The 22,144-nt window shown below is 49.7% G+C and carries 22 protein-coding genes; 9 read left to right on the top strand and 13 right to left on the bottom strand.

Going from position 1 to position 22,144, the window contains the following annotated elements; translation table 11 throughout:
- Nucleotides 1-3 precede the first annotated feature (3 nt).
- Complete coding sequence (locus tag HC352_RS01635) at nucleotides 4-219, top strand: type II toxin-antitoxin system antitoxin (protein ID WP_168917290.1); 216 nt, start codon at nucleotides 4-6, stop codon at nucleotides 217-219.
- Between the two features lie 222 nt (nucleotides 220-441).
- On the opposite strand, the gene HC352_RS01630 is transcribed toward HC352_RS01635, so the two are convergent.
- The 8 genes from HC352_RS01630 to HC352_RS01600 form a co-directional block, all read right to left on the bottom strand.
- The gene (locus HC352_RS01630) at nucleotides 442-735 is read right to left on the bottom strand and encodes a P-loop NTPase family protein (protein WP_168917289.1); all 294 of its coding nucleotides are present in this window, start codon (nucleotides 733-735) and stop codon (nucleotides 442-444) included.
- 104 nt (nucleotides 736-839) lie between these two features.
- On the bottom strand, nucleotides 840-914 hold the full coding sequence (locus HC352_RS09165; protein WP_369801280.1) for a 50S ribosomal protein bL37: 75 nt from the start codon (nucleotides 912-914) through the stop codon (nucleotides 840-842).
- A 121-nt stretch (nucleotides 915-1,035) separates the two neighbouring features.
- Complete coding sequence (gene rsrA, locus HC352_RS01625; protein ID WP_168917288.1) at nucleotides 1,036-1,317, bottom strand: mycothiol system anti-sigma-R factor; 282 nt, start codon at nucleotides 1,315-1,317, stop codon at nucleotides 1,036-1,038.
- Nucleotides 1,314-1,922, bottom strand: a complete 609-nt coding sequence (locus HC352_RS01620) for a sigma-70 family RNA polymerase sigma factor (RefSeq protein ID WP_168917287.1) — start codon at nucleotides 1,920-1,922, stop codon at nucleotides 1,314-1,316. The genes rsrA and HC352_RS01620 overlap by 4 nt, the downstream gene beginning before the upstream one ends.
- A gap of 114 nt (nucleotides 1,923-2,036) precedes the next feature.
- On the bottom strand, nucleotides 2,037-3,197 hold the full coding sequence (locus HC352_RS01615; RefSeq protein ID WP_168917286.1) for an N-acetylglucosamine-6-phosphate deacetylase: 1,161 nt from the start codon (nucleotides 3,195-3,197) through the stop codon (nucleotides 2,037-2,039).
- Nucleotides 3,194-3,970 carry a glucosamine-6-phosphate deaminase gene (locus tag HC352_RS01610; RefSeq protein ID WP_168917285.1) on the bottom strand — a complete coding sequence of 259 codons (777 nt, stop codon included), beginning with the start codon at nucleotides 3,968-3,970 and terminating at the stop codon, nucleotides 3,194-3,196. Before HC352_RS01610 ends, HC352_RS01615 begins: the two co-directional genes overlap by 4 nt.
- A 34-nt stretch (nucleotides 3,971-4,004) precedes the next feature.
- Complete coding sequence (locus tag HC352_RS01605) at nucleotides 4,005-4,676, bottom strand: N-acetylmannosamine-6-phosphate 2-epimerase (RefSeq protein ID WP_168917284.1); 672 nt, start codon at nucleotides 4,674-4,676, stop codon at nucleotides 4,005-4,007.
- Complete coding sequence (locus HC352_RS01600; RefSeq protein ID WP_168917283.1) at nucleotides 4,676-5,596, bottom strand: ROK family protein; 921 nt, start codon at nucleotides 5,594-5,596, stop codon at nucleotides 4,676-4,678. Before HC352_RS01600 ends, HC352_RS01605 begins: the two co-directional genes overlap by 1 nt.
- Before the next feature lie 120 nt (nucleotides 5,597-5,716).
- Between HC352_RS01600 and HC352_RS01595 the strand changes: the two genes are divergently transcribed.
- From HC352_RS01595 to rsgA, 4 genes are all read left to right on the top strand, one after another.
- Entirely contained in the window at nucleotides 5,717-6,475 is a 759-nt protein-coding gene (locus HC352_RS01595; protein WP_168917282.1) for a FadR/GntR family transcriptional regulator, read from the top strand.
- A gap of 66 nt (nucleotides 6,476-6,541) precedes the next feature.
- Complete coding sequence (locus HC352_RS01590; protein ID WP_168917281.1) at nucleotides 6,542-7,054, top strand: DoxX family membrane protein; 513 nt, start codon at nucleotides 6,542-6,544, stop codon at nucleotides 7,052-7,054.
- Between the two features lie 27 nt (nucleotides 7,055-7,081).
- Nucleotides 7,082-8,437, top strand: a complete 1,356-nt coding sequence (gene aroA, locus HC352_RS01585; protein ID WP_168917280.1) for a 3-phosphoshikimate 1-carboxyvinyltransferase — start codon at nucleotides 7,082-7,084, stop codon at nucleotides 8,435-8,437.
- Nucleotides 8,438-8,443: 6 nt separating this feature from the next.
- On the top strand, nucleotides 8,444-9,487 hold the full coding sequence (gene rsgA / locus HC352_RS01580; RefSeq protein ID WP_168917279.1) for a ribosome small subunit-dependent GTPase A: 1,044 nt from the start codon (nucleotides 8,444-8,446) through the stop codon (nucleotides 9,485-9,487).
- A gap of 230 nt (nucleotides 9,488-9,717) precedes the next feature.
- Here rsgA and HC352_RS01575 read toward each other — a convergent pair whose 3' ends face one another.
- Genes HC352_RS01575 through HC352_RS01560 form a run of 4 tightly spaced genes read right to left on the bottom strand, consistent with a single transcriptional unit; the run spans nucleotide 9,718 to nucleotide 13,993 of the window.
- Nucleotides 9,718-10,824: a Gfo/Idh/MocA family protein gene (locus HC352_RS01575; RefSeq protein ID WP_168917278.1), complete on the bottom strand. Its 1,107-nt coding sequence runs from the start codon at nucleotides 10,822-10,824 to the stop codon at nucleotides 9,718-9,720.
- A gap of 35 nt (nucleotides 10,825-10,859) precedes the next feature.
- On the bottom strand, nucleotides 10,860-11,696 hold the full coding sequence (locus HC352_RS01570; protein WP_168917277.1) for a carbohydrate ABC transporter permease: 837 nt from the start codon (nucleotides 11,694-11,696) through the stop codon (nucleotides 10,860-10,862).
- The gene (locus tag HC352_RS01565) at nucleotides 11,696-12,631 is read right to left on the bottom strand and encodes a carbohydrate ABC transporter permease (RefSeq protein ID WP_168917276.1); all 936 of its coding nucleotides are present in this window, start codon (nucleotides 12,629-12,631) and stop codon (nucleotides 11,696-11,698) included. Before HC352_RS01565 ends, HC352_RS01570 begins: the two co-directional genes overlap by 1 nt.
- A gap of 24 nt (nucleotides 12,632-12,655) precedes the next feature.
- Nucleotides 12,656-13,993, bottom strand: coding sequence for an ABC transporter substrate-binding protein (locus HC352_RS01560; RefSeq protein ID WP_168917275.1), 1,338 nt, complete (start codon nucleotides 13,991-13,993; stop codon nucleotides 12,656-12,658).
- 111 nt (nucleotides 13,994-14,104) lie between these two features.
- Here HC352_RS01560 and HC352_RS01555 point away from each other — a divergent pair, with 111 nt between their 5' ends.
- Together HC352_RS01555 and HC352_RS01550 are read left to right on the top strand one after the other, a co-directional pair.
- Nucleotides 14,105-14,836: a FadR/GntR family transcriptional regulator gene (locus HC352_RS01555; RefSeq protein ID WP_168917274.1), complete on the top strand. Its 732-nt coding sequence runs from the start codon at nucleotides 14,105-14,107 to the stop codon at nucleotides 14,834-14,836.
- Between the two features lie 43 nt (nucleotides 14,837-14,879).
- Nucleotides 14,880-16,190, top strand: a complete 1,311-nt coding sequence (locus HC352_RS01550; RefSeq protein WP_168917273.1) for a hypothetical protein — start codon at nucleotides 14,880-14,882, stop codon at nucleotides 16,188-16,190.
- An 80-nt stretch (nucleotides 16,191-16,270) separates the two neighbouring features.
- On the opposite strand, the gene HC352_RS01545 is transcribed toward HC352_RS01550, so the two are convergent.
- A complete protein-coding gene (locus HC352_RS01545; protein ID WP_168917272.1) occupies nucleotides 16,271-17,710 on the bottom strand; it encodes a PAS domain-containing protein in 1,440 nt (479 codons plus the stop codon).
- A 164-nt stretch (nucleotides 17,711-17,874) separates the two neighbouring features.
- On the opposite strand from HC352_RS01545, the gene HC352_RS01540 reads away from it, so the two are divergent.
- Together HC352_RS01540 and HC352_RS01535 are read left to right on the top strand one after the other, a co-directional pair.
- The gene (locus tag HC352_RS01540) at nucleotides 17,875-19,053 is read left to right on the top strand and encodes an exonuclease SbcCD subunit D (protein ID WP_168917271.1); all 1,179 of its coding nucleotides are present in this window, start codon (nucleotides 17,875-17,877) and stop codon (nucleotides 19,051-19,053) included.
- A 2-nt stretch (nucleotides 19,054-19,055) separates the two neighbouring features.
- Complete coding sequence (locus HC352_RS01535) at nucleotides 19,056-22,121, top strand: AAA family ATPase (RefSeq protein WP_168917270.1); 3,066 nt, start codon at nucleotides 19,056-19,058, stop codon at nucleotides 22,119-22,121.
- The last annotated feature ends 23 nt before the right edge of the window (nucleotides 22,122-22,144 follow it).

The raw sequence follows: 22,144 nt of genomic DNA, 5'->3' as shown, positions 1-22,144 counted from the left end.
CTTATGACACCCCGCAAAGCCATTTCGTTACGCCTCGACCCAGCGGTCCACGATGCCATCGCCCGCTGGGCCGAGGATGACTTGCGCTCAGTTAATGCGCAAATTGAAGTCCTTCTCCGAGACGGGTTGTGCAGAGCTGGCCGGCTCCCTGGCACTACCGGTCAGTTACCGAAACGCGGACGGCCGCCAAAAAAGCCTCCGCAGCAGACGGAGACGTAAGACGCACTACAGGTATCCCAGCACTGCTGTTCTCCTGCTCTCGCATCCATTGGCGCTTTCGTGAAAACGAAAGGAAATGCCAACGAATAATCGATTCGGAGCTAAATAAACGTTTCCACGTTTCGATATTCCCATTGCATACATGCTCGCGCCTAATCACTCGTTTAATTGAGCGTTTAGTCACGCGCCAGAGTGAGACGTACCGCGGATAGTCAAGAGCTACTAACAAATCTGCGCGCGAAAAATGACATCTTTGAATTTTCCCCACGCTGAATCGCACACCCATTCGGGTAATTGCGTGAACTGATCTGCCAATATACGCATCTCATGTTCGTCCCGGTTTTGCCATACCGCTTCCGAAGCTGGCGCATAACCAATTTGTTCGTCAACAAGACACAGCGGATAGCGCCGGAGTTGCGCAAATTCCCGAGCTAACGTTGACTTTCCGCTTCCAGTAACACCATAAAACACCACCCGCCGAGCTGACACGATCTCATGTTCATGTGCTATTGGCATTGAATACGCACCTTCCTCGTACAAACGTATGACAAATAAAAGAGGGCGACTAAAATTCGCCCTCTTTTATTCGGATCTTTGATCCTCAAGCTTCGGACCCAAAATCAGGTGTTGGGACGCTTGCCGTGGTTTGCACCGCGCTTCTTGCGGTCACGGCGCTTACGCGAACGCTTCGACATTGTGTACTCCTTAACCTTCGGCCGTATTTTTACGGCACGACAAGACTATATTGTACCGGGTTGATAGCCATTACGTCATATCCATCCAAGATGTATCTACTCACGCACGATAATGGCGGCACTATCCCCCGATTACTCGCACGATTCGTGCACGCAACTCTGCTGGTGCCGTATCCCCATGACATGAACGACGCAGAGCCAATCGAACCCGAATTTCACTTCGTATCGTTTCCCCACAATGCGCACACGCTGCGCTGTGCTGTAATAAGCGATGTGCATGGCTCGCTGGCATATCAGCATCTACAAGTTCAAAAAGATGCGCAAGAACTTCAGAGCAGTCACATTCAACATCGGCACAATGACACTCATCAAGTTGTGCTAATAATTCGTCAAATTGTTTCACTTTGTCTCCTTCGCCTTCTGCTTCACTTTATACCCCAACCCAAGGGCATAGTCACGAAGAATCTCTCTAAGCTGAGTACGCCCACGGTGAAGACGAGACATGACTGTGCCGATGGGCACCCCGACAATATCAGCTATCTCTTGGTACGAAAACCCCTCAATATCAGCCAAATACACAACAGTTCTACGATCGTCCGAAAGTTGTTCCAGCGCCTCTTTAATTTCTGAATCAGGCAGCCGCTCAAGAACTTCAGCTTCCGCCGACATCAATCCTCGTGAATCATGCATTGAGGCCGCATATTCTTGCCAATCTTCGACTTGTTCCGCATCAGCTTCTTTTGGTCTGCGTTGGGCTTTACGGTAATTAGAAATGAAAGCATTATTGAGGATGCGATACAACCATGCTTTAAGATTTGTCCCCTGTTGATATTGATGAAAGGCCGCAAATGCTTTCGCATAGGTTTCCTGTACAAGATCTTCCGCATCTTGCGGATTACGAGTAAGGCGAAGCGCAGCACCATACAGCTGATCGAGCAGCGGCAATGCCTGCTCTTCAAACTGGCGAGATAACTGCTTACGATCTTGGACTGAGGCTACATCGTTCATCAACTCCAGTTTACCGCAGAACACAGACCTCGTCCGCGGTACACCACATGGCAAGAAACATACAACGGGTTACCAGCGCAAAAAGCGCCAATAACCCGTTGTGTCATGAAAATGTTAGGCTCGCTGATAGTGTGTCATATTTACATCAGCATCGAAGACGACGAAGTTCGGTTTCTTACCGACTTCGAACTCCAAGGTGACGCCAGGCTCTTCTCCGGTAAGCGCAAGGGCGCGTGCCGGACCGGCAACACAGCAACGAACAGCAGATTCAATAGAGAGGTGACCGCCGGTAACCATGCGCTGGATTTCTTCAGCAAGCCGTGCCGTACCGCCAGCAATAGCACCGCCGTCGGTCAGGCGTGCTACTCCATCAACGATAGTGACAGCAAGCGAGCCCAAGACATAGTCACCATCGGGCATGCCAGCACCAGCCATCGCGTCGGTAACGAAAACGACGCCATTCATCTGACCAGAGCCCTCAACCACTCGAACAACATCCCCAACCAAATCTGGATGGACGTGAATCGTATCGGCCACCAACTCAACAATAGTTTCCCCACGGCAAGCAGACGCAATCAACTCCCGGACCGGGCCTGGCTCACGGTGTGCCAGCGTTGGCATTGCGTTAAACAAATGGGTAGCTGTTTGCGGCACTTCGATTCCCTTAGCTCGGCCATATTCAGTAGTACGGGCAATCAAGTCACGCGCTTGCGCCGTCGTCCCACTCGTATGCCCCCACGAAGGTAACGCGCCAAAATCAAGCAATAAACATGCCACTTCAAAAGCGTTATCCACTTCAGGAGCAATCGTCATGGTTTTAATCCAGCCCTTGCCAGCCGCTAACCAGGTACGTAACTCTGCCAGATCTGGATTACGGACTGCGGCCGGGTTTTGCGCACCGCACTTGTGAGGGGAAATGTATGGGCCTTCCATGTGAATGCCGAGCAGCTCACCAGCTTCACATGCTTTCACTAAGTTTTCGATAGCCGGCAACGGATCAATCATGGACACAGTAGAAGCAATCATTGCCGTCGTACCCATACGTCGGTGCGCTTCAATTGCCGTATAAACACCATCTAAGTCAGTCTCGTCAGGGAAGGAAGCTCCACCACCGCCATGATTGTGAATATCAATCAGACCAGGAGTAATCCAGCCTTCAGGCAACTCATCGCTGGCAGGCAAAACGCGCACAAGCACGCCGTCGTCGTCCAGTTCCAAACCAGCGCCAACCAATTCGCCCTGGCCATTGAGGACTTTACCTTCGAAAACGTTCATCGTAAAGACTCCCAACGTTCCATGTAGAACTCCTTAAACTCCAGCTTAGCTGCCGCAGCTTCATCCAAGAACACCACAGCTTCTTGATGCATCTGCAGAATCGTGGCTGGCCACTTTGCGGAAATACCACCTTCAACAAGCTCACGTACTGCGTCAGCCTTACCAGCGCCAGTAGCGATCAACAACGGCACTTCGCATTCCATGATGGTGCCCAAGCCTTGGGTGATGCAGCGGGTTGGAACCTTAGCTAGATCATTGTCGAAGAAGCGGGCATTATCCTCACGAGTTTGTGCAGTTAGCGCTTCGACGTGGGTACGTGAGGTCAGCGCACCACCTGGTTCATTGAAACCGATGTGCCCGTCAGATCCGATGCCCAGAATCTGAACCACAACACCGCCAGAGTCCTTAATGTCCTTATCGTATGCTTGAGCGGCTGCATATGGATCTTGTGCCGAGCCGTCTGGGGTGTTGAGATCTTCTTCGCGCAAGCCGGTGCGCTCCTCACCAACGAGTTGAGCACGCAAGACATTGCGGTAACGCTCTGGGTGTTCCGGATCGATACCAATGTACTCATCGAGCGCGAAAGCCTTGAATCCTTCTAGCGAGAAAGTTCCAGCGGCATGCGCATCGCGCAGTTCCTGGTAAAGCGGTAGTGGTGTGGAACCGGTGGCGACACCAACTACTTTGCGCTCAGATGCGTTGAGCTTCTTCATCAAATATTCAGCAGCTGCTTTTGCCAGTGTTTCTTCATCTTTAAAAATACCAACGTACATATTCGTCTTCTTTCAGTTTTCTATGAGTTAGGAGTTATTTAGCTACGTTAACGAACCATGATGTGATCGAGGTTGGGTGCGTGATTGCTGTTCCGACGACGGCGGCAAACGCACCTGCTTCGAGGACCTGACGCGCTTGTTCTGGAGTATGGATACGTCCCTCGCAAATGACTGGCATATCTGGGAACGCTTCAACCATCTGGGAGAGGAGCTCAAAATCTGGTCCGTCAGTTTTCTCCCGATCACCGGTGTATCCCGCGAGAGTGGTGGAGATAATGTCTGTGCCAGCATCGACGGCACGTTGGGCATCCTCAAATGAGCCACAGTCTGCCATCGTAAGAATGCCGTCTTTTTTTAGCTCGGCAATGGTTTGCGCGTATGTTAAACCGTCTGGCCGAGGCCGGCCAGTTGCATCGATAGCAACGATATCTGCGCCAGCCATCGAGCAAGCACGCGCGTGGCGAAGCGTCGGGGTGATGTAGACGCCTTCGTCACCCTCTTTCCACAATCCAATAACGGGGACATGTACTCGTCCTTTAATTGCCGAAATGTCAGCTAGTCCTTGACAGCGGATAGCAGAGGCCCCACCAAGTTCCGCTGCCCGTGCCATTTGCGCCATAGTTTCTGGATGACGCAGTGGCTCACCCGGGTATGCTTGGGCAGAGACGATTACTGTGCCTCGCAATGATTCGATGAGTTGATTCATCAATTATTCTCCCTTGAATAGTAATAGAGGGCGGCGCCGTATAATGGGGCGTCTGATCCTAATTCCCCGTTGCGTAGCTCAAGGCCGGCAACGAAATCCATGGCATTGGCGCGATATCCACGACGTACTTCTTCCCACCATGTTTGTCCAGAACGAGTCATTGACCCAGAAAGAACGACGACGGAAGGGTCAATCGCGTTGGCCAGCGAACCCAGCACTTCTCCGAGTGCGTATGCTGATTGTGCGAATGTCGTGGTAGCTAATTCATGTCCTTGTTCGGCGAGGTCTTGGAGTTCGCGCCCGTTACGAACGGTCTCACCTTTGGCACGCGAGTTGAACCAGCTGGTTATACCAGACCCGGAACAAATAGCTTCAATATGTCCTTCACGACCACATGAACATGGCTGGCCGGCCGCATAATAATGGTGTATATGACCGAAATGGCCGGCTAAATTATGGTCCCCAAAAACAATCTGACCATTGACTATATGCGCGCCACCAATTCCAGTTCCAACCGCACATGCTAAAACTGAACGGAAATCCCGACCGGCACCAAGGAGCGCTTCGCCAAGTCCGTGTGCGTGTACGTCATTAATTGCCCACACTGGCTTGTGTGTTGCTTCACGTAATAGATCGCCGAGCGCAGTTCCACCCCAGCCGGGCATGGTTCCGGTGGCGGAAACGATAGCACCAGTATTCGGATCGACGACGCCAGCGGATGCCACGGCAACGCCGTCAATATCAACACGGGCAACAAGATCGCTGGCTAACTGGCAGATTCGCTGAGCTACGCGCGCCCCGCCGTCGAAAGCCTGGGTAGGGATTTCTCCGCGTGAGCAGATAGCAAGATTGCCGGTTTTGCCGGTCACAATCGCCCATCCAATTTTTGTGCCGCCGATATCTAACGAAAGAAGAACCACCCTTGCTCCTATGCTTTCTTTCTCATTGCACACCGTTTTAACAAAAATACGCTAAACTATGAAGACATTTTTGTTAGTTAAACAGGGCAACACTGCCTTGTGTTCGTTAGAATTAAGCCTATGTTGTCAGACAAATCATTGCAAGCGATTCTGAGGAAATACAGCACTCCCTCAGCAACCGATAATAAGCTGATCGGCACTGTCATGCGCTCAACAGCCACGATGGACGCGATTAAAGGTTATATTCTCAACCATCGTCTCAAGCCTGGCGATCAGTTACCTACTGAAGCTGAACTATGTGCTGACCTCGGGGTGTCGCGTTCATCGGTGCGCGAAGCTCTGCGTCAACTTGCGGCTCTTGATATCGTGACTGTTCATCAAGGGCGTGGCTCTTTTGTTGGAGACATGTCACTCGAACCGCTGGTCCAGACCCTCATTTTACGTAACGCGATTGACCAAAATTCTGGCAAAGCAAGTTTGCGTCAGGTTGTGGCCACCCGAAAAGTTCTTGATTTAGGTATTGCCGACGACGTCGTCACACATTTCACCGGAACACATAATCCAGAACTCCACACTTTGGTAGACACCATGGTTGAGCGAGCTACCAATGGACAAACATATCTTGATGAAGATATTGCTTTCCACGAAGCTCTCATCGAATTTGCTGGAGATTCACTTATCGCCCAGTTGATGAGCGCCATGTGGCTCGTTCATCAAGCGTTCATCCCCGGTTTAGGTGCTCCGCCAACTGATGAACTAACGGCAACTGCGCACGCCCACCGCGCTATGCTCGAAGCAGCCGAGAATGGCGATTTAGAGGCTTACAAGAACGCGGTTGATGCACATTACGGTCCGCTTGCCAAAATCATCGACCTATAACTTCATTTTTGGCACAATTTTCACTGTTGTCCACACGATGGTGGAAACGGACGGTAAGCTAGAGGCATGGCTATCGTAAATAAACTCGCTCGTCCGTTACTCGCTGCCCCATTTATTGTTACTGGTCTTGATGCTTTGACTAAACCTCAAGGACATCGAGAGCCGGCCCGCAAACTTTGGGGACTGGCACAAAAATTTGGTATCGATCGTAAGCTCGGCATGTCCGAACCGACCGATGCTACGTTAGATCTCCTCACACGTGCCTCAGGAGCTGTTGTTACGGGAGCAGGCGTCCAGCTGGCGCGTTCGCGCGCGCCACGCTCAGCAGCGCTACTATTAGGGCTCACTCAAATCCCGCTCGCATTAGCAAATAATCCAGTGTGGGAAAAGAAATCTTATGCGGAACGCAAGAAGGATGTTTCTGGACTCCTTGCTGCCGCCGGACTCATTGGCGGTGCCTTAATCGCATCGACTGACCGTTCTGGTAAGCCCTCAATGGGTTGGCGTGCCGCACGGTTAAGTGAACGCGCGGTGGACAACGCCTCGCAACGTTTCGATCAGCTTTCTTCGGGACGCTAACGGCTATCGATTCATGAGTACACGCTCATGACCTCAACACTCGGCAACCCAACGTTGTGGCAAGCCCCCACGTTACCGCCTTACGCCCGCCTCACCAGCACCATTCGATTGCCCGGTTCTAAATCTTTGACTGCCCGCTGGATGATTCTGGCAGCACTCGCACGGCGCACAACCCGTCTTGTTGGCGCCTTAGATTCAGCCGATACTCGAACAATGGCACATGCCCTTGAGCAACTCGGCGCGCGGGTATATTGGAACCTCGACGCCTGCGTTATCAAGCCTTTTCCTCGGACGAGCACCGGGAAAATCATAATCCGAGGCGGAGTGCGCATACATGCCGGCCAAGCCGGAACAGTTATGCGTTTTATTTTGCCGTTAGCGGCTATGGCTCGTGGCCCAGTTGAGATTGACTGTGCAGACAACGCCCGCCACCGGCCCATAGACGGCCTGGTTACAGCACTACGTGACCTCGGAGTACACATCACTTCCACTCAGCCCCAGTCAGCCAACGGTCCTCTTGCCTTTCCATTTGTTGTTCACGGAAAAGGCCACCTAGCCGGTGGTACGGTAGCGGTCGATGCCCAGGCTTCCTCGCAATACATCTCCGCACTGTTACTAGCCGGAGCGCTGATGGAAAATGGGCTCACCGTCCATCTCAAACATCATTTGCTGCCCTCCACTCCCCATGTGAACATGAGCGTTGAGGTGTTAGCCGAATGCGGAATCTCCGTCGTCGTCGGCGATCATTCGTGGCACGTCGAACCGGTTCCGCATGCAGATCTCATACTCCCCCAAACCCTCACCATCGAACCCGACCTGTCCAACGCCGGTCCGTTCCTGGTAGCTGCGATGGTCAGTGGCGGAGACGTCACAATCGACAACTGGCCCACTCAATCGAATCAACCGGGAATGGCCTACCTGGATCTATTGCATCAAGCCGGCGCAACATTCACCGAACGCACCGCAGGCAAACTCACCTGCCGCGGCCCTGCCACCATTGCTCCATTATCAGCTGATATGCACGACGTCGGAGAACTTGTCCCAAGCATTGCCGCACTATGTGCCTACGCAGACGGCCAAAGCCACCTGACCAATATTGGCCACCTACGCGGGCATGAAACAGATCGATTACACGCCATCACACAAACTCTAGCGCATGTGGGCATACCTGCGGTTGCAACAACCGATGCCCTCATTATTCAAGGAAATCCGCGAGCGCTCCACGCCGGCGACCTCGATTCTTACGCCGATCACCGAATGGCAACATGTGGCGCCATCCTCGGATTACGCGTTCCCGGTATTCGAGTTGCTAATATGGAAGCTACGGCAAAAACATTCCCACAGTTTGTCAGCATGTGGGAAACAATGGTCATGAATGGATGAACATAAGTGAGTAGACGCGATATTGGCACTGATGATTATCGGGTAAAGGTACGTCCGGGCAAGCCGTCACGGCCACGTACGAAAATTCGCCCCGATTATTCAGTGGCTCCGCGGGGACGGGTTTATCGTGTTGATCGCGGACGTTACCATGTGCGGATGATCGACGACGGCACGAATGTTGTGGCGGTAAAAGCGCGTGAACTAGGACGGCGTGGAATCGTCGTCGGCGATGTGTGCGCAATGGTTGGCGATCTGTCAGGTCGCAAAGATACCCTGGCGCGAATCGCAGACGTTGACGAACGCCAAACCGTGCTACGCCGGGTCGGTGAGGAAGGCGAAGCAGCCGGAAACGAACGCATTATTGTCGCCAATGCGAATCAGTTAGTGATCGTGGCTGCGTTGGCGCAACCCGAACCGCGGACCGGGATGATTGATCGGTGTGTGGTTGCTGCTTACGACGCCGGTATGGACGTTATTTTGGTCTTGACTAAGTCCGATTTGGCGCCGGCGGACACGTTGCGTGCAATCTATGAACCGATGGGCTTAGATATCGTGGTCACTAGCGTAGTTGGGGACGACGATGCTTCAGCCACCGATAGCGTTGATGATGGCTTGGCCCATTTGCGGGAAAAACTCACTGGCCGCGTTTCAGTTCTTGTGGGCCATTCTGGGGTTGGAAAATCGACGCTGATTAATGCGCTTATTCCACAAGCCACCAGAGAAACTGGACATGTTAATGAGGTGACTGGCCGGGGTCGGCACACCTCGACGTCGGCAATGGCATTCGACTATCTCGGTGATGGAACTGTTATCGATACACCGGGCGTTCGTACTTTTGGGTTAGCGCACGTTACCCCTGACGGTTTGTTGCGCGGATTCCCTGATTTAGAAGAGATTGCCGCCAACTGTCCACGCGGATGCACTCACGAAGAAGGCGTCATCGAATGTTGTTTAGACGATCCGGAATTCGTTGAACCTAGTTCATTATTGGCAACGCGCGTAGATTCCTTTAGGCGTCTCTTAGCGTCCCGTGGGAAACCTGAGTGGTGAAACATTAGATAATGTTCCCCCGGATAGCGTCGTAGATATAACACCGTCATATCTACGATCAAAAAACGAGCTTATCTTGACGCCGCAATGAGGAGTTTTCTTAACTCTGAGAACTGCTGTTAAAAAGTGGATGTGGGCAAGTTATCCACTTGCCCACATCCATGCGCTATTGCGATATGCAATGGCATACATGTGTAGAAGATATTGGAGAGGATTTCTACACGAAAACGTTACTGATTCATTATTTCGGCTATTTCGACGCGTCGGCCCTCGCGCTCTGAAAGCGTACAGGCATCTGCGGTAGCTATAGCTTCCATCGCAGCAGTTCCATCAGAAAGCTTGGCAAATTCGTCAAGAACAGGACTGCCTTCCATCAAACTATGGAAGTACTTCATCTCTTCTTCGATGATTCCGTTTAACCACAAAGGTGGCTTTTTGTCCGGATTGCCATACTGAACTGCGCCGTCAGTTGAAGAATTAGAGTAGATCGCGGTCCGTTCTTGATCTTCTTCTTCACTGCGGTGAAGCAGGTACTTTTCTTCGCCCTCAGGTGTAATGACCATGACTCCAGTATGTTGCATATCAATCTTGATAGCGCCCTGTTCTCCTTGAATAAGCGCATAGTGTTCTGGCCAGCGGAAAGCTGAACCATATTCCAAGGTCGCAAACGCGCCACTATCAAATTCTAACTGGATAAACAGCATGTCATCCTCGTCGCCAAAATCTTCGCCTTGATGCGCAACATCGCCACTTATCATATTTACTCGCGAAGCTGGTCCAAGAATGGATTGCACGAAGTCAAGCTCATGAATATGGTGATAAAGATGCCCGCCAGATAGCTCCCGAATCTTCTTCCATGAAATTTCAGGTTGCTTATCCTCCCATCCATTTCGAGCAGTATGAATATAGAGGACCTTTCCGATCTTACCTTCGTTAATAAGACGCTTGGCTAGACGTACACCGTTCATAAAATTCATCACGTGTCCAGCCATAAAAAAGACGTTATTCTTCTTGGCTGTATCAACCATCATCTTACAATCGGCATAGCTTAATGCGATCGGCTTTTCGCAAAAAACTGCTTTCCCAGCTTGAGCTGCAAGAATAACAGGTTTAGCGTGCTCACCATTTGGCGAAGCCACAATAATTGCCTCAATTTGATCATCGTTGATCAAATCATCCATTTTTTCGTAGACTTTTGCGCCAACTTCCTTAGCTGGACCTTCAGCGTTATGCGGATCGTAGATTCCCATAACATTCGCTCCTGGAATCTGATTGAGAACACGAGCTTGCGCTGCCCCAAAATATCCAGAACCAATAACCCCGTAATTGATAGTCACGGTAATATACCTTTCTCAAAATAAGTGCCGAATTATTACTTCACTGAGCCTTCACTCAAACCTGCGGCAATGTACTTTTGGATAAACATAAAGACAACAACAGATGGCACCACCACGCAGGTGGACGCTGCCATGAGCGCTCCCCAATCAAGAACTTCCGTACCTGTTAATGAGTACAAGCCAACAGCAACCGGCATTTTTTCGGAAGATCCCATGAACAACAGCGCATACAAGAACTCGTTGAATGCGTTGATGAACGTGTAAATCGTCGTCGCTACAATCCCAGGAAGCACGATGGGGGTTGAAATCCGGATAAAGATATGGAACCGTCCAGCACCATCCACGGCTGCAGCTTCTTCTATTTCTCTTGGTACTGTTTGATAAAACCCAACCAGCATCCACAACGCGTAAGGAATTGAAAATGATAGGTAAACAAGCACCAAACCTGTAAACGTATTAACCAACCCAATTTTTGCTAGCACCATCGAATACGGCACAGCCAAAAGAACAGGTGGGAACATATACGTTGTGATCAAAACTTTCGTGATCCTACGACCGACTTTCGGAAAGAACCGAACAATCCCGTATGCCCCTAAACAAGAGACAATAACAGTGATAATAGTGGTGACCGTAGAAACGATGAGACTGTTTTTGAGATTAACGACGAACCCTAAATCCCATAACGCATGAACATAATTCTCTAAGGTAAATGTTTCCGGTATGAACGACGTCGGGCTTGAAGCTAAATCAGCTCCTGTTTTAAAACTCGAAATAATGATCCATAGCAGTGGAAAAATAAAAATCAAACTTACCACGATCAAGAAAAGATAAGCGATACCGGTAACAAAACGGCGTCTAGCTAAGGCTTTCATTATCGATCTTCCCTTTCCCACCGATTGATGAATCTAAAGAGAATTACTGCCACCACAATGAGAAATACCAAAAGTGTAATGGTGACTGCCGAAGCCATTCCCAACTGCTTTAATCCCCATCCGGTTCGGTATGCATATATTGGTAGCGTCGTCGTTAAATCACCTGGGCCACCACCTGTAATAAGGAATAACAGATCAAAATTGTTGAAAACCCAGATCGTTCTGAGAACGACAAGTAATCCGATCACAGCTCGAATATGTTGCAATGTCACATAACGAAAACGCTGGAAAGCACTGGCGCCGTCAACTACTGCAGCCTCCAACTGATCTGCTGGTACTGTTTTTAAGGCAGACAGGATATTGACCATAAATAGTGGAGTACCAAACCATATATTGATCCCTAAAACTACCCAAAATACAGCGTCTGGATCGGCTAATAAAGCCACTAACCCATCCGTTAGTCCGATATCGCGCAAGGCATTAGGCACAAATCCGTAGACATCGTTTAGAATCCACTTCCACCCAAAACCGATGATAATTGCTGGGAATGCCCACGGAACTATCAAGAGTGTTCGGAATAGGCCCGATAAATGACGAATACGATCAAGTGCCATAGCTAGAAGAAATCCCAAGCCAAGTTGCCCGATCAGCGACAATGCTGTCCACTTTATTGATATGGCAAAAGCTCGCCAGTACGTCGGATCTTGGAGCAACTCAGAAAAATTGGCTAATCCTACAAAATCGTAATTAGCTTTAATGAGATTCTTATTTGTTAACGAGTAGAATACTGCTGAACCTAGCGGATAAAACAAGAGTGCGACTACTAAAATAACTGACGGAGCAACAAACAATACTCCGGTCCAATTCAGGTTAGTGCATTTTTGCCATATACCCGGCCGACGAACAGTACCAGTACTTGCTGGAGGCGTGTTCATGCTACTGTCTTTCCCTTCGATCCGTTACTTAATAGCGCCAGCTTTTTTAAATAGATCGTTGAGCTTGTCTTCAGCAGTCTTCGCTGCTTTTTCTACTGATTCGCCATCAAGAATGATCGAATGGAACATCTGTTCAATGATGCCCTGGCTAGTAACAATTCCAGCCTGCAACTGTGGACCTTGCTCCATGCCGATTGCTTGTCCAAGTGGGATAACTTCGTTGAGGCTATCGAATACACTCCGGTATTTTTCAATGTGATCGTTGTTTAAGAAGTCAGGGTTATCCACAATGTCTTTCAAAGCTGGCATCATGCCAACAGGAACCGAATGTAAAAACTTAATGTAGTCATCGGTCTGGTAGAGAGTTTTCAGGAAGGCTTTAGCAACTTCTGGATGCTTCGAATTCTTCCACACCACCATTGGCTGGTTAGTAGTTTCCCCGCCATAAATTGGATCATCAGCATTCATCCGTGGCAATGGCGCAGCAGCAATCTTGTCTGCAAGTTCCGGAGTTGTACTTTCTACCCCACCAATATGGAATCCCGAATTGAAATCAAATGCTGTTTTTCCTTGGTAGAAAAGTGTTGCCTGGTCAAGGATGTTGAAGTTTAGCGAGCCTTCTGGTGCCGATTTCTTATATCGATCCACCCAATAACGGATGCCGTCATAAACTGTCTCATTTGTTAAATCGATAGTTCCATCTTTGGCAATAAGGTCTTTCCCGGCTGATTTGACATAAAAGTTAAGGAATCGAGTAGCCATCATGTCATTTGTCCCAAGAGGTACCGACAAACCATATGTCTCATCATCGCTGAGCGTATCAGCCGCCTTGGCGAGCTCATCCCATGTTTGTGGAACTTCTAGACCTGCCTTGTCAAGGAGGTCTGTCCGGTACCACATGAGTTGTGCATGGGAGTACAGCGGGATGGAATAGTGCTCTCCGTCTTTTTCACCTTCGGCGAGTGCTGCCTCATAGAATCGATCTTTTCCGATATCGGCAATAACATCGTCTAGCGGTACCAGCGCATCAACATCGATCATTTCCGTTACCTGGTTAGGCAATGCGCTAGAAAGATCAGGAACTTGCCCGGTTGAAATTCCAGTTGTCCACTTCGTGTTAAATTCGCTCCACGAAAAATTTTCGATCTTGATCTTGACCTTGGGGTTTTCTTCCATGAACCGATCAGCCATTGACTTTAGGTAATCAGATCGCGGGCCTTGTGTGTAACTTGACCAAAAGACGATGTCTCCGGCTAGTTCCCCGTCCAACGAACTAGTGCTATCCGCATCGCTTGAACAGCTGGCCAACCCAGCAATCGACATAGCTCCTGCCAATAATCCGGCAAATAGTTTTTTATGCATAATGAACTCCTTTGTCCACTGAATTTACACATTAGACGTCTGACGTCTCACGTCATATCGACATGGTACAATTATCCAAAACGGCTGTCAAGGAATACTGAGAAGGTTAAGATGGTCAAACGAAATTCTCGCAGACACACTCACCCAACAGAAAACTGGGTAGTAAACGCTTTAAAGGAACTCATCCTTGAACGAGGATTACAAAGTGGAGACTTACTGCCACCCGAAACAGTCCTGATGGAACTGTTAGACGTATCCCGATCGTCAATTCGAGAGGCAATAAAAGTCCTTTCCACCCTAGATATCGTTGAAGTGCGACACGGAACCGGGACATATGTGTCTAATATGTCACTAAAACCCATGGTCCAATCGCTTATTTTCCGAGCCGCGCTCACCCCCAGTGGCGGACTCATGGCACTAGGTGACGTCATCGAGCTACGTGCACACCTCGATGACGCATACGCCCCGCAAATCGTCAAAAAACTTGCCGGAAAAGAACACCCGGATCTTCACGCCCTCGTCGACCGAATGGAAAAATACGCTGATTGCGCAGAAAAATTCCGCGAGGCTGATCGAGAGTTCCATAAACTCCTCGCAAAAAAGGCGAACAACCTTTTACTCCTCCAACTCATGGATGCTTTTTGGGACATCGAAGACGTCGTCATCCCGAAACTGCCAACAGATTCCCTAGAAAATAATAAAGATGTCGGGATTCATCATCGTCTGCTTCTGGAAGCTGCCGAAGAAGGCAACCTACGCCTTTATCGCAAAAGGTTAAAAGAACACTACGCGCCACTGCGGGCACGCCTCCCCCACCCAGATTACTTCCCCGACGAAGAATAACCACAAGCATATCTCCCACTCCGCTAACGAAAGCTAATTCGCCATGAAAACAGCTCGATATTCCCGGCTAAAATGGGCAATAGCATTAGTGACGGGATTCTTGATGTGCACTGGCATGGTTCTTGGCATCTCCTGGGCGCGCTATCAAGAATCCCCCATCATTGGGCAATCAGTTTTCCACCTATCACCAGATAAAAATAAAACATCACCTGTTCCCACCCAGGTCACCACAGAGCACGTAGCAAACTGGTTTATCCGATGGACGGCAACGCACTCGTCCTTCTTCGTCGCCCCGTCTTTCCAGCTAACAGCCGGATCAATAGATTCTCTGACAGAACTAACTCCACCAAACACTTCGGACAACTCTCAGGCTTTTCATCTCACTGCCACACTCACACCTCGCTTTTCTTCCGTGGAAAAATTATCTGCAAATCCTAATTTTCTCCTACTCAAAGATAGCGACGGAGTGCTCCATAGCGACTGGATTATCATTATCAACCGCGATAAACATGGGCATGTTATTACCGAAATGATGTTGCCAGCCCGCTACGATATTATGACAAACCCAGAACTTCTTACCGATCCTGGCCCGGCGGAAAAGCTTCCCGATACCACCGTCGCTTACACCTATCGCATTGCAGACAGGATGTTAAGTGTAAGTTACGATTTCGGCCACACTTGGATAGCAGTCCCGCACGCCTACGATGCGGTCACGCACACGAATAACGGCTCAAACGATACCAATTTACCCCGCGGTTCTTACGTTATTTCCCCAGATTTTACCGGGTTCATTGGTTTTGACGACAACCAAGCACGCCTGATCTTTTCTACCGATTCAGGAGCTTCCTGGTCAACAACAAGTATTGGTTCTGGCTATCCTGCTCCGCGTTTTCTTTCCTACGCCGATGGCCACGCCATCGCAACGTTTGCTCAAGAGCGTGCCGGCGGATCAGACTACTATGTTTCATGGCGAAGCGATGTATCTAGCCATTTTTCCAAGTGGTCACAACAACCCCTTTTCCGCGATTTTCCGCCTAATCTTTCCTTATCATCATGGCTGTCTGCGGACAATGGTTTCATTGGTTACCCGGCAGAAGAACCTGCCATTTACGCGACATTCGATGGTGGGGTTTCCTACCAAGATGTTACCCTCGATATTGTTTTGCCAGGATACTCAACGCCAGAATTTTTCTACCGGGACGAAGATATCTACGCCATTATCAGGCAAGGAAGCGATGGTGACGACACTGTCAACGGGAACATGCAAGAGGCGGTCTACCGGTTTGACGAAAAGAACTATATATTGACATTTGTCCGTAAACAGGATGCGCCAATTACTATTGATGTCGGCTAAAAATCTCGGGATTTGGCATAGCAGTGCACTATACGACCCTGCTGTTCCAAATCCCGAGATTTTGTGCTGGTGTTCTGCCCCTACCCCTGCATAATCAGCACTTTTGCGTGGATCTCTAACACGATCCGGGACAGCTCATCAAAGTTTTCTACGTTGTTAGCATTGCCAAGTTCCCCTTGGAAAACGGTGAGCCGGTTATGGAAAACCTCAGCATGCTCAATTGCTTGGGAAACTGTGGAGTTTACCGAGTCTACGATTTGTGGCATCGGAACTTCGGCGGCTGACATTTGCCAGAGTTCAAGTAGCTGACGCGGTACAGAAATGGCATGTAGTACGCGGTCCATATAGCGGGCGATGTCTTGTGCCAGTTCTTGGTAGGTTTCGGCATCGTTGTGAATCGTTTCAACGTCGGCTGTCAATACTGAGCTGAGCATTTCGAGGGATTCCAACCGCTCGCGTATTTCGCGCTCTTGTGGTGTTTCATGTTCTGCAACCCCGAAGACTTCCCGGGTCACAAATCCGGGGGCTAATCCGGGGACGCCGATTTTAGCGTCGTATCCGGTGTCAATAAGTTCGGCAAGAAAAACTCCACACATATCCGAGTGCAGGCGCGAGAGTGCGATATGGAACCGTGTCTGTGCAATATGTGTGCTGAGCGCAGTGATTTTGGAGATTAACGTGGCGAGGTATGTCTGGGTCACGCCTTGCATCCGGTTCCATACCAGCAATGGTTCGAGCGATATGGCAAGCGCCGGGTTGCCTTCACCTAGTTGGGTAAACTCGTGAGATACGGCGGACATTTTTTCCATATCGTGATGGACGTGTTCGACGACGGCGGTCAGTCGCTCATTCATCCGAACGAGTTCGTCCTGGTGGCGCATCCACGCATCAAGCGTGTCGTGTTCGTTCTGGACGGCGAGGAGCATGTCATGAAGTTGGGAATCGCCTTCGCGTTGTGGGAAATTGGCGCCTTCGGCTTCCCTCGCGGCAACTTCTTCTGGCAGGGATTGGGTTTGAAATTCTTCGTATGATTCAATTCCGCTCTCGCGCAGTGTTTGGGCGAGGAATGGCAGGGCGGCTTCGGCTGCTTGGCGACGGTTGTGTCCGCCGTCGATCAATGTTTTTTCGTGTTCGAGCACCCGGGCGTAGACGTCCCGGATCTGGGCGAATACGTGATCGCGCATGGGCCGGGCGCGTACGGATAGATATCCACCGGCAGGTAGTGGCGTGATGGTTGCAAAAACGTCGTATTCAGAGCCATCGCCGGCAAGATTGAGCATGTAGGCGGCAAATGGTTTGCCGGCTTCGAGGGTGTCCCACACTAATTTGAAAACGGAGGCTGGCATATCTGGGTGACGAACGATATTGTGTGGCGCTCCGCGTAATTGGTCAATGTCGTAGCGTGATAGCCTGGTGAAGACTTCGTTTGATAGTTTGATTACGCCTTTAGAATCCGTGGTGGAAAAGAATAGTTCGTAGGGTTGAACCTGTTGTTTTTCTCCGGTCGGTGTGGGTTTCACGTGATTCTCCTTGGGACGACGACGGTGCCACACGTTGCGTTAACGCCTGACTGTGTTTCATTTTATCAGTCGGTGCTGGCTAGGGTGTAGCGGTATAGCGTCTTGTGTTGGCAGTTGAGGGGTGTACATGAAACTATGTGGGAGGCTCTCGGTAGACTTGGAATATGAAGTTTTTACACACGTCTGACTGGCATTTGGGCCGCACACTCCACGGTGCGGATTTATCTGATGCGTTTACCTTATGGTGCGATCATGTAGTGGAGTTAGCGCGCACCCGTGATCTCGATGCGGTTCTGATTGCTGGTGATGTGTTTGATCGTGGGATTCCGCCAGTTACGATGGTGCGGTTGCTTTCTGAGACGTTACAACGGCTATCACAATACACAACAGTTGTGCTGACTCCGGGTAATCATGATGCGCCAACTCGCTTGGGGTTTACTGCAGGGCTGTTGAAGGATCGCGTTGTGATTGTGCCCGATCCTCGCAAGGCTGGGGAACCGATAGATATCATTCGCGGTGGTGAGCTTGTTGGTCAGGTCTATGCACTACCGTACTTAGAACCAGATATTGATCGGGTGCGGTTAGCTGAGGATCCAGATGAACCATTGGCACGTAGCCATGAGGCGGTTGTCAAAGCTGCGATGGATTTGGTGCGTGAGGATATTGTTGCGCATTGTGATGTGGCTGTCCCGCGTATCGTGATGGCTCATGAATTCGTTGTTGGTGGCGAACCATCTGATTCGGAACGTGATCTCCATATTGGTGGCGTTGATAGTGTGCCTAGTGCAGTTTTTGATGTCAGGGTTGGCGGAAATTCTATGATCGATTATGTGGCGCTCGGGCATTTGCATGGGCCTCAACAGGTGAATGAAGAACCGTTAATGCGTTATGCTGGCTCGCCTATCGCTTTTTCTTTTTCTGAGGAACACCACCATAAATCGAGTGCTATTGTCACGATTGATGCCCCGGGTGATACTCCAGATGTTGAACTGATTCCAGCCCCCATTTATCGGCCGTTAGCTACGATTCGTGGCACATTTGATGAACTACTTTCAGATAAATATTCTGCCTATCAGGATCATTTTGTTCGGATATACGTCACCGATACTGATCGTCCCCCACGGATGGTTGCCCGGCTTCGTCTTCATTTTCCTCATCTCCTTGAAGTCCAACATGATGTGGAGTTCCATCAATTATCGTCACGTGATGTTACCCGCGCCGGCACGAATCCACTTGATGTGTTAAATGAGTTTTTTACCAGTGCTGGGGGCCGTGAACTGCACGATGAAGAGCGTGCCTTAATTGCTAGCCAATGGGAAAGTCTTGCGAAGGGAGAAGAATAGAGATGCTATTTCGTCGCCTCGTTATTGATGGCGTTGGCCCTTTTGGTGGGCAGCATGCCATAGATCTAGATTCGTTAACTGCTGGAGGTCTTTTCTTACTCGAAGGGCCAACCGGTTCTGGAAAGTCCTCGCTTATTGATGCCATTGTTTTCGCTCTTTATGGCGATCCTGCAGGAGCCGAATCAGACTATAGCCGGATTCGTTCATCGTATGCGGATATTGCAAAGCCTTCACGGGTAGAACTTGTCTTTACGGTCAGCTCTGGAACTTATCGGGTGGAGCGCTCTCCACGATGGGATAAACCAAAGCGCGGTGGGGGCTTCACCACGGTATCTGAAAAAGCGCATCTCTTGCGTCTTTCCGAAGCTGCAGTCGAAGAAGGCCAGTGGAATAGTGGAGAAGTTTTAGCAACTGGTGCTCGCGAAGTCGGTACGGAATTGAGTAGCATTTTAGGGTTAACCCGCGCTCAATTTGTCCAAACTGTTGTTCTCCCACAAGGTCAGTTTGCTGATTTTTTGCGTTTGAAGTCTGAAGAACGGTCTAAACTTCTAGAGACCCTTTTTAATACTCGCCCTTATAGAGAGTTTTCTCAGGCGTTACACCGCCAAGCCCTTGATGCGAGTGAACGTATTGACGCGTTACGGCAAAAACTCTCCCAAGCAGTTGCTACCTGGCTAGGAAATTCGGCAGTTGGCGAATGGGAAATCGAGGTACAACAACTCGCAGAATCCTTAGCTGAACCAGATGATCACACGCTATTAGATTTTCTTGTCCGTTGCGGCACCGAACTTGATAAGCGCCGATCAGAGGCCGAAGATAATCTTCGTCAACAAACAGAGTTGCTTGCTGGTGCTCGGGAAAAGCTTGACCGTGAAAAAACTCTTGCGAAACATCTAGGACAGCGCAGTGAACTTATTGCCCAACAAACACAGTTGGCAGCACAGCAATCTGTTATAGAAGACTCGCAGCAGCGCGTCGATCAACATTATCGAGCAGTTGTTCCTATCGAACGGCTCAGCGCTCAGCATCGTGCGGAAACAGAACTTGGTAAACATCGTGCTCAGCTCCTGTCTGCACTTACTGCTATTGAGCCAGAATTAGCGGTATATAACGATGGCGAACCATCGAATATTGATGCGTTAGCCGTTGAATTAACGATGCATAATATTCACCAGCAAACCGAACAGTCACGAGAGCATCTTGCTTATCTCAAACAGATTGATGAGCTAAGTGAACAGGTAGCTACCCGTGCCGCCGAACTTTCAGATCTAGAAAATACGCTCACGTCACGAACTAGTGAATTGGCTACGGTTAACGAACGCCATGACCAACTACCGCAAGAATATACCCAAACTGAACGCGCTTTAGACGACGCCCAGACGGTAGCACAAACTCTTACCGCCACTACGCAAAAGCTTGAGGATTTGACCCAGAGAATGCAAGCTTTTGCCGAGTGCGCTCAGCGAGAAAACGATATCCGTCAAGCAACGGAGAAACATAGTGAATTACTCGAAGAATTTCACGCCATCAGTACCCGGTTTCACGATGTTAATAACCGGTGGATTGCCTCTCAAGCAGCTATTCTTTCTCAAGAATTACTAGACGATGTTCCGTGCCCAGTGTGTGGATCCGTGGAGCATCCACAACCAGCACAGGTATCTGCCCAACACGTAGAAAAAGCTGATGTTGATGCGGTAGCCACAGATATGGATAAAGCTCGTGGGCAACTGGAGGAGTCTAAAACCGCCCTTGCCTTGCTCCAGAGCCAGCTTACCGCCGTACAAGATTCCCTCGGTGAACTGACCGAAGATGAACTCCTTAGGCAACAACAAGAGTTGACCAAACAAAAAGATGACGCAATCGATGCTCAGCAACGTGTCAAAGAATTGACCGAAAAACTAACAGCTTTACAAAACGAGCGTGAACATAATGCAGCCGCTCTTAGTCGCCTAGAAACAGATATCACCGTAGTAGAAAAGACGATTGACAATGAGCGCAATCAACAAGCTAAAGACCAAGAGAAAATTTCCCAGGCGTTAGGAGAGGCAGAAAGTATCGCCGAACTGATCGCCGATACCCAACAGACGATCACAGAATTATCTCAAGCACACCAAGTGCTCCGTGATTATGAAACAGCTCTCGCTACCGCACAACAAGCACAGGCATCTTTAGATGAGGCCTTAGCAGAAGCCGATATGAGTGTGGAAGATGCTCGGAATGCTTTTGTTGAACCGGCACAGCTTGAATCATTACGTAACGATATTCGTACTTTTGAATCAGCATGGGCTTATGTGACAACACAGTTAGCTACGCCGGAAATTGCGGACTTAACTGGGAACGAAAAGGTTGATATCCCGGCAGCCGAATCGGCTTTCCGAGAGGTAGAAGAATCGCATAATCAGGCTGCTCAAAGTGCTGCGCTTGCGAGCGAAGGCGCAGCTACCGCATCGCGTAATGCTACATTAATTCGTCATGCATGGGAACGATGGGCGAAAGAAGTCGAGCAATCAGGACCATTAAGTCGCCTTGATCAACTCGCGCAAGCCGGTAAAGCCTCGCACACAAACGTCAGTCTGCACGTGTGGGTCTTAATGCGCAGATTCGAAATGGTCATCGAGCATGCCAATGATTATTTAGCCCGATTTTCACATGGCCGCTATGAGCTAGTGCGTTCTGATGAAGCTGAAAAAGAACGCAAGTCAGGACTGGGTTTGTCAGTTATTGACTATGACGCTCATGGTGAAGGCGAAAGCGATATCCGCTCCACCCGAAGCCTGTCAGGCGGAGAGACTTTCTATACGGCCCTATCCTTGGCATTAGGGTTAACCGATGTTGTACAACAAGAAAATGGCGGTATCCGCATCGATACCCTTATGATCGACGAAGGATTTGGAACGTTGTCAGGCGAAGTTCTCGATGAAGTGATGACTACCCTCGCCGAATTAGCACGTGACGGCCGTAAAGTTGGCATCATCTCGCATGTCGAAGAATTAAAATCTCGAATCCCTAATCAGATCCGTATCACACCAACTAGGGGCCAGGGCTCAACGATTAATGTGATCAGTTAATGGGCTAAAACTCTCGTATAGTT

This window comes from Arcanobacterium buesumense (assembly GCF_012563545.1).
In the GTDB taxonomy this organism is placed as follows: domain Bacteria; phylum Actinomycetota; class Actinomycetes; order Actinomycetales; family Actinomycetaceae; genus Arcanobacterium; species Arcanobacterium buesumense.
This window is presented reverse-complemented; position numbering and strand designations above follow the sequence as displayed.

Excerpts from the sequence above, each read along its gene's own strand:
- HC352_RS01535 (WP_168917270.1), top strand. The coding sequence starts at position 19,056 with ATGCTATTTCGTCGCCTCGTTATTGATGGCGTTGGCCCTTTTGGTGGG.
- HC352_RS01550 (WP_168917273.1), top strand. The coding sequence starts at position 14,880 with ATGAAAACAGCTCGATATTCCCGGCTAAAATGGGCAATAGCATTAGTG.
- HC352_RS01620 (WP_168917287.1), bottom strand. The coding sequence starts at position 1,922 with ATGAACGATGTAGCCTCAGTCCAAGATCGTAAGCAGTTATCTCGCCAG.
- HC352_RS01560 (WP_168917275.1), bottom strand. The coding sequence starts at position 13,993 with ATGCATAAAAAACTATTTGCCGGATTATTGGCAGGAGCTATGTCGATT.
- aroA (WP_168917280.1), top strand. The coding sequence starts at position 7,082 with ATGACCTCAACACTCGGCAACCCAACGTTGTGGCAAGCCCCCACGTTA.
- HC352_RS01635 (WP_168917290.1), top strand. The coding sequence starts at position 4 with ATGACACCCCGCAAAGCCATTTCGTTACGCCTCGACCCAGCGGTCCAC.
- HC352_RS01605 (WP_168917284.1), bottom strand. The coding sequence starts at position 4,676 with ATGAATCAACTCATCGAATCATTGCGAGGCACAGTAATCGTCTCTGCC.
- HC352_RS01540 (WP_168917271.1), top strand. The coding sequence starts at position 17,875 with ATGAAGTTTTTACACACGTCTGACTGGCATTTGGGCCGCACACTCCAC.
- HC352_RS01570 (WP_168917277.1), bottom strand. The coding sequence starts at position 11,696 with ATGAAAGCCTTAGCTAGACGCCGTTTTGTTACCGGTATCGCTTATCTT.
- HC352_RS01590 (WP_168917281.1), top strand. The coding sequence starts at position 6,542 with ATGGCTATCGTAAATAAACTCGCTCGTCCGTTACTCGCTGCCCCATTT.
- HC352_RS01630 (WP_168917289.1), bottom strand. The coding sequence starts at position 735 with ATGCCAATAGCACATGAACATGAGATCGTGTCAGCTCGGCGGGTGGTG.
- HC352_RS01610 (WP_168917285.1), bottom strand. The coding sequence starts at position 3,970 with ATGTACGTTGGTATTTTTAAAGATGAAGAAACACTGGCAAAAGCAGCT.
- HC352_RS01565 (WP_168917276.1), bottom strand. The coding sequence starts at position 12,631 with ATGAACACGCCTCCAGCAAGTACTGGTACTGTTCGTCGGCCGGGTATA.
- HC352_RS01615 (WP_168917286.1), bottom strand. The coding sequence starts at position 3,197 with ATGAACGTTTTCGAAGGTAAAGTCCTCAATGGCCAGGGCGAATTGGTT.
- HC352_RS01555 (WP_168917274.1), top strand. The coding sequence starts at position 14,105 with ATGGTCAAACGAAATTCTCGCAGACACACTCACCCAACAGAAAACTGG.
- HC352_RS01595 (WP_168917282.1), top strand. The coding sequence starts at position 5,717 with ATGTTGTCAGACAAATCATTGCAAGCGATTCTGAGGAAATACAGCACT.